Genomic DNA, 5768 nt, shown 5'->3' with positions numbered 1-5768 from the left:
TCGTGAATTAGAAGGAGTTTTGTTGCGTTTACTGAATTATACTCAAATTTATGGATTAGAAATGAATTTAACTAATTCATTAATCGCTTTAGAACCTTTATTAAAAAATAAAAATAATATTTCTCCCGAAGAAACTGATATTAGAAAAATACAGAAAGTTGTTAGCAGATCTTTTAATATTAAAGTTAGTGATTTAAATGGTCATTCTAGAGATCCTCAATATTCTTTGCCTCGCGACATAGCTATTTATTTAATCAAAGAGAGAAATAAAATTTCTAATGAAATGGTGGGATTTTTATTTAATAAGAGGCATTATTCAACTATTTCGAAATCTTATCGCAGAATAAAAAATAAAATTAAAGTGGATCAAAATTTAGAACAAAATATTCAGAAGATAATGGTAAAGTTAAATAATGATAATCTTACTTTGGAGGGTTAATTCGAATAATTATGCATTTTGAAATTACAAAGGAAGTTTTATTACATTCTTTATTACAAATTTATAAAATACTTCCGCCTAAAACTCTTTTTCCTATTTTTCATTATATAAAAATTAAAGCTTTAGATAATGTTTGTTATTTAGAAGCTATGGATTATAATAAAAATATTCAATTACAAATTAAGGATACTGATTTGGTTGTTAAGCAAAATGGTTCTTTAGTTATTATAGGTAAACATTTAGTAGATATTATAAAAAAAATTGATTCTTGTTCTTTAGAAATGACTCTTGTCGAAGATTATTTATTATTTATTAATTCTAAAAATTCTGAATATAAATTAAAAGTAATTGATTTACAACTTTTTCCTCCTGTTAGTTTTGATTTTCAATCTGATAAATTTTTTGCTATTAAAAATGAAATTTTAAAGAAAATTATTAAAGAGGTTAATGTTGCTGCTTCTCGTGATAAACAACAAAAAACCCTTATGGGAGTTAATTTTATTTATGAAAATTCTCTTTTAAGAGTTTTGGCGACAGATACTTTTAGAATTGCACAAAAAGAAATATCATTAGATTTGAATTATTTTGATTTCAATATCACTGTTTCTTATAAAAATTTGGAGGAATTATATAAATTATTAGAGTATCAAAAAGATGAGTTAGTGCATATATCAATTAATCAACAAAAAATGATTTTACGTTGTGATAATTTATTATTTCAAACGACTCTTTTAGAAGGTAAATATCCCGCTTGGCCTATTATTAAAGTTAGTTCTTTTCCGTTTTTTGTAAAAATGAATAGATTAGATTGTTTGAAAACTTTAGAAAGAGTTTCTTTAGTACTTACCAAAGAGGAAAATATTTTTTCTAATATTATTAGATTATATATTCGATTAGATAATATTATAGAAATTTCGGCTAATAGCGATGAAATTGGTCAAGCTTCGGAACAATTAAATGCTATTGAGGTTTTTGCTAATGAAAATGTGGAAACTTTTTTAAATGTTCAACATTTAGAAGATATTCTGAAGGTATTTACCGTAAAAGAATTCAAAATTATTTTTGATAGTTTTGCTACATCTTTTGTTATTTGCAGTGAAGAAGATAAAAGTATGCTTTATTTAGTATTTCCTGTTGTTGGCCAAAGCTAAATCATTAATTTTAAATGTTGAAAAATAAAATAGCGATGATGGTTTAATATGAATTATTTGAAAAAAAACGACACTCTTATATATGATTTAATTTTAAAAGAAAAAAAAAGACAAGAAGAGTGTTTAACGTTAATTGCTTCTGAAAATTTTACATCTCCATCTGTTTTAGAAGCTCAAGGAAGTGTATTAACAAATAAATATGCAGAAGGTTATCCTAATAAAAGGTATTATAATGGTTGTTATTATGTTGACGAAATTGAAAAAATAGCTATTTTAAGGGCTCAGAAATTGTTTAATGCTAGGTATGTTAATGTTCAACCTCATTCAGGAACTCAAGCTAATATGGCTGTTTTACAAGCTTTATTAAAACCAAATGATGTTATTTTAGGTATGTCTTTGGATGCAGGAGGTCATTTGACTCATGGTTCTGTTTTAAGTTTTTCTGGTATTTTTTTTCGTTCTTTTGGTTATAATGTTTCCCCAAAAACAGAAATTATTGATTATGATAATGTTCTTAAAATAGCTTATCAAGTAAAACCTAAATTAATAATAGCTGGAGCTTCTTCTTATTCCAGAAAGATTGATTTTGTGAAGTTTCGTCAAATAGCTAATAAAGTTAATGCTTATTTAATGGCGGATATTGCTCATATAGCTGGATTAATAGTAAGCAATTTGCATCCTTGTCCTTTAATGGCTAAAGCTGATGTAGTTACTTCTACCACGCATAAAACCCTTAGAGGTCCTAGAGGAGGGATTATTTTAACTAATAATTTAGAAATTCATAATAAAATTAGTAAAGGTATTTTTCCAGGAACACAAGGGGGACCTTTAATGCATACTATTGCTGCTAAAGCAGTTGCCTTTCAAGAAGCTTTAAAAGATGATTTTATATTATATCAAAAACAAGTAGTTAAGAATGCTTTTGCTTTAGCTAAACGTTTATCTTTTTTAGGTTATCGTGTAATTAGTGGCGCTACAGAAAATCATTTGTTAATGATTGATGTTACTTATAATAATTCAAATTTAAATGGTAAAATTGTTGCAGACGTTTTACAAAAAGTTAATATTATAGTTAATAAAAATTTTATTCCTTTTGATAAAAATAAAGGTTTTTGTCCTTCGGGGATTAGATTAGGTACTGCTGCTATGACTACTAGAGGTTTTAAAGAAGCTGAATTTATTAAAGTAGCTGATATGATAAATTATGCTTTACAAAATTATAAAAATGATATGATTCTCGATCAAATAAAGAAAGAAGTTTTATTATTAATTATTAAATTTCCTTTATATCATTAAAAATGATTATAGTATTTGATTTTATTAAATTTTAATTTAATTTTTATTTTTTAATTAAATCTCTTTAATATGTTAAAATGTATTAGTAAATATTTTTGGAAAATTTTAATTATTGATATTATTTATATTTAACTTGTAAAAAAATATTATTTATTTATTTGGAAAGGATTTAATTTATGAAAAAGAATATTCAACATCCCAATTTTTATGAAATCGAAGTTTCTTGTGCTACTTGTCATAAAAAACATAAAATAGGGACTACTGTGCAAAAGATCAAAATTGAAACTTGTTCTAATTGTCATTCTTTTTATACTAATTCTCAATCTTTTGTAACAGTGGCTGGTAGAATTGATAAATTTTATAAACGTTATGGAAAATCCTCAGTTAAAAAAGATGAAAAATCAAATTAATTGATATTGATTTGCATAGAAAGGTTATCTTTATAATGATGGTGGTAGATGAAGAAGGTTTTGTTGAAGTTATTTGTGGTCCGATGTTTTCAGGTAAAACAACTGAATTAATTAAACGCATTAATTTTTTAAAAACTTTGCAATTACAATTTTTAGTTTTTAAACCATTTATTGATAATCGTTATTCATGTAAAAGCGAGTTAATTAATCATAATTTAGAAACAGTTCCTGCTATTTTAATTCATCAAAGTAAAGAAATTTTTAATTTTATAAAACCTGGGGTTGATGTTATCATTATTGATGAAGCTCAATTTTTAGATTCTGAAATTGAAAAAATTATTAATGATTTATCCTATAAAGGTATACGTATTATTATAGCTGGTTTAGAATTAGATTTTCGTGGTAGACCATTTGGTTCTATGCCATATTTGTTATCTATTGCTGATAGAGTTACTAAATATAGATCTTATTGTTTTATTTGTGGTAAAAAAGCATCTCGTACTCAAAGAATTTATTCTAATTTAAAAGATAAGTTTACACATGAAGAAGAACCAGTAATTTTAGTAGGCGGTAAAGATTATCATGAACCTTGTTGTCGTAAATGTCATAAGTTTTAATTTATTTTTATAATAATATTTATTTTAAGTTTGAATGTGGTTATGAAAAAAAAACATTTTTGGTTTATGCAAGAAGCTTTTATTGAAGCTAAAAAAGCTTTTGAAAAGGGAGAAGTTCCTGTAGGTGCTGTTGCGGTAATAGATGATAAAATTGTAGCTAGAGCTCATAATAATACAGAAAATAGTCAATTATTTTTTAGTCATGCAGAATTTTTAGTTCTTATAGAAGTTAATCGCCAATTAAGAAGTTATCGAATGAATATGGTAAATATTTATGTTACTTTAGAGCCTTGTATGATGTGTTTCGGAGCTTTAATTCAATCTCGGGTTAATAAAATTTATTATAGTGCTTCTAATATTAATTTTAATTTTTATAATAATTTTTTGTATACTTACAATAATTTAAAATATCATGAAAAATTTGTTAAATTATTTATTTTTGAATCAGAAAGTCAGAATATTTTGAGAAAATTTTTTGCTAATTTAAGATACAAACAGTCTTATAATTGATTTTTTTGATGTATAATAATTGGCGTAATGGTTTTTTAATTTTTTTAATTATAATTTAATAATTTTTTTTAAAAATCACCATTCAATGTTAATTAAAATGAATTTGATCAGGTCTTAATTGAAGCAGTCATAAATTTTATTGCATGTGGATGGTGATTTTTAAGAAAAATTGTTATATAATTTATATATAAAGATAATTTAATTTTTAATAAAAAAATAGGAATAGGTTTAATAATTTGAGTTTTAATTTGTGGGATAAAAATAAATTTCAACTTTTGCCTTTAGTTTTTGATTCTGTAAAAGGTGATCCTTTTTATGAGGATTTATATGAATTTGATCAAAAAAAGGTTAAAATTCAATTTTATGATTTGAAGCAAAATGAATATCAAGATAGTTTTATTAAATTAAATCAATACGTCATTTGGACTTTAAAAGATCATGTTTATCGAGTTTTTATAGATAAATCTTATTATCAAAAATTTGATATTTTATATCAACCTAAGGTTAATATTTTTTTTATTAAATATATTTTTTCTTCTTTAAAAACTTATAATTCTATTCTATTAAGTAGATACTTTTATATGTTATGCGGATTTTTATTTTATATAATTAATACTATTGTATGTTTTAAATTATCTTTATTTTTAGGTAATTTAAAATTATTTTTAATATTTTTGTTTTTTTTATTATTTTTAACTTTCTCTTTTTGTTTGATTAAATATCAAAATAATCTTTTCTTGAAGAAGAAACAAAAATTATTACAAGAATTTAAAAATAATGTTGAAATATTACTAGGTAAAGAAAAAACGGAAAAAATTTTATTAGAACATCAAGAATATTTAAATTTTATATCAAATAAAAACAAAAAATGAAGAAATTTATTATTTTTATTAGAGATTTAATTTAAAAAATGACAATTATTTCAGAAAGGTATGCTGGAAATGAAATATTACCAAAGTATTGTAGTCGGTGGTGGTCATGCCGGTGTAGAAGCTGCTTTAGCTTTAGCAAAACAATCGCATAAAACTTTATTAATCACTGGCAATTTACAACAAATAGCATCTTTACCTTGTAATCCTTCTATAGGTGGCCCGGCTAAAGGTGTTGTTGTTAGAGAAATTGATGCTTTAGGTGGTATCATGGGTAAAGCTGCTGATATTTGTCAAATTCAAATGAAAATGCTTAATACTTCTAAAGGTCCAGCTGTAAGGAGTTTAAGAGCCCAAATAGATAAAATTAAATATCCTATGTTTATTTTAGAAACGCTTAAAAAAACTCTTAACTTAACTTTAATGGAGGCTTTAGTAGAACATTTAATTATTCCAGAAAATGACTTATGTGTTAA

8 protein-coding genes are annotated in these 5768 nt (G+C 24.0%); all 8 read left to right on the top strand.

What is annotated here, in order from left to right; genetic code table 11:
- Nucleotides 1–439 (top strand): helix-turn-helix domain-containing protein (locus OC710_RS02370; RefSeq protein WP_304514993.1); only part of this gene is annotated, 439 nt, incomplete at its 5' end.
- A gap of 11 nt (nucleotides 440–450) precedes the next feature.
- Nucleotides 451–1590, top strand: a complete 1140-nt coding sequence (gene dnaN / locus OC710_RS02365; RefSeq protein WP_304513398.1) for a DNA polymerase III subunit beta — start codon at nucleotides 451–453, stop codon at nucleotides 1588–1590.
- A gap of 48 nt (nucleotides 1591–1638) precedes the next feature.
- Nucleotides 1639–2886, top strand: a complete 1248-nt coding sequence (gene glyA, locus OC710_RS02360; RefSeq protein ID WP_004995163.1) for a serine hydroxymethyltransferase — start codon at nucleotides 1639–1641, stop codon at nucleotides 2884–2886.
- A gap of 176 nt (nucleotides 2887–3062) precedes the next feature.
- On the top strand, nucleotides 3063–3296 hold the full coding sequence (rpmE, locus tag OC710_RS02355; protein WP_004995160.1) for a 50S ribosomal protein L31: 234 nt from the start codon (nucleotides 3063–3065) through the stop codon (nucleotides 3294–3296).
- A 35-nt stretch (nucleotides 3297–3331) separates the two neighbouring features.
- Entirely contained in the window at nucleotides 3332–3913 is a 582-nt protein-coding gene (locus OC710_RS02350; RefSeq protein ID WP_004995158.1) for a thymidine kinase, read from the top strand.
- A gap of 42 nt (nucleotides 3914–3955) precedes the next feature.
- On the top strand, nucleotides 3956–4423 hold the full coding sequence (locus OC710_RS02345; protein ID WP_004995156.1) for a nucleoside deaminase: 468 nt from the start codon (nucleotides 3956–3958) through the stop codon (nucleotides 4421–4423).
- 236 nt (nucleotides 4424–4659) lie between these two features.
- Complete coding sequence (locus tag OC710_RS02340; protein WP_004995154.1) at nucleotides 4660–5295, top strand: hypothetical protein; 636 nt, start codon at nucleotides 4660–4662, stop codon at nucleotides 5293–5295.
- Nucleotides 5296–5364: 69 nt separating this feature from the next.
- A partial coding sequence (locus OC710_RS02335; RefSeq protein ID WP_304514992.1) for an FAD-dependent oxidoreductase occupies nucleotides 5365–5768 on the top strand: 404 nt, incomplete at its 3' end.

This window comes from 'Vigna radiata' phytoplasma (assembly GCF_030586915.1).
GTDB lineage: Bacteria > Bacillota_I > Bacilli_A > Acholeplasmatales > Acholeplasmataceae > Phytoplasma > Phytoplasma australasiaticum.
Note: the sequence above shows the minus strand (reverse complement) of the source record. Positions and strands in the feature narration are given on the sequence as shown.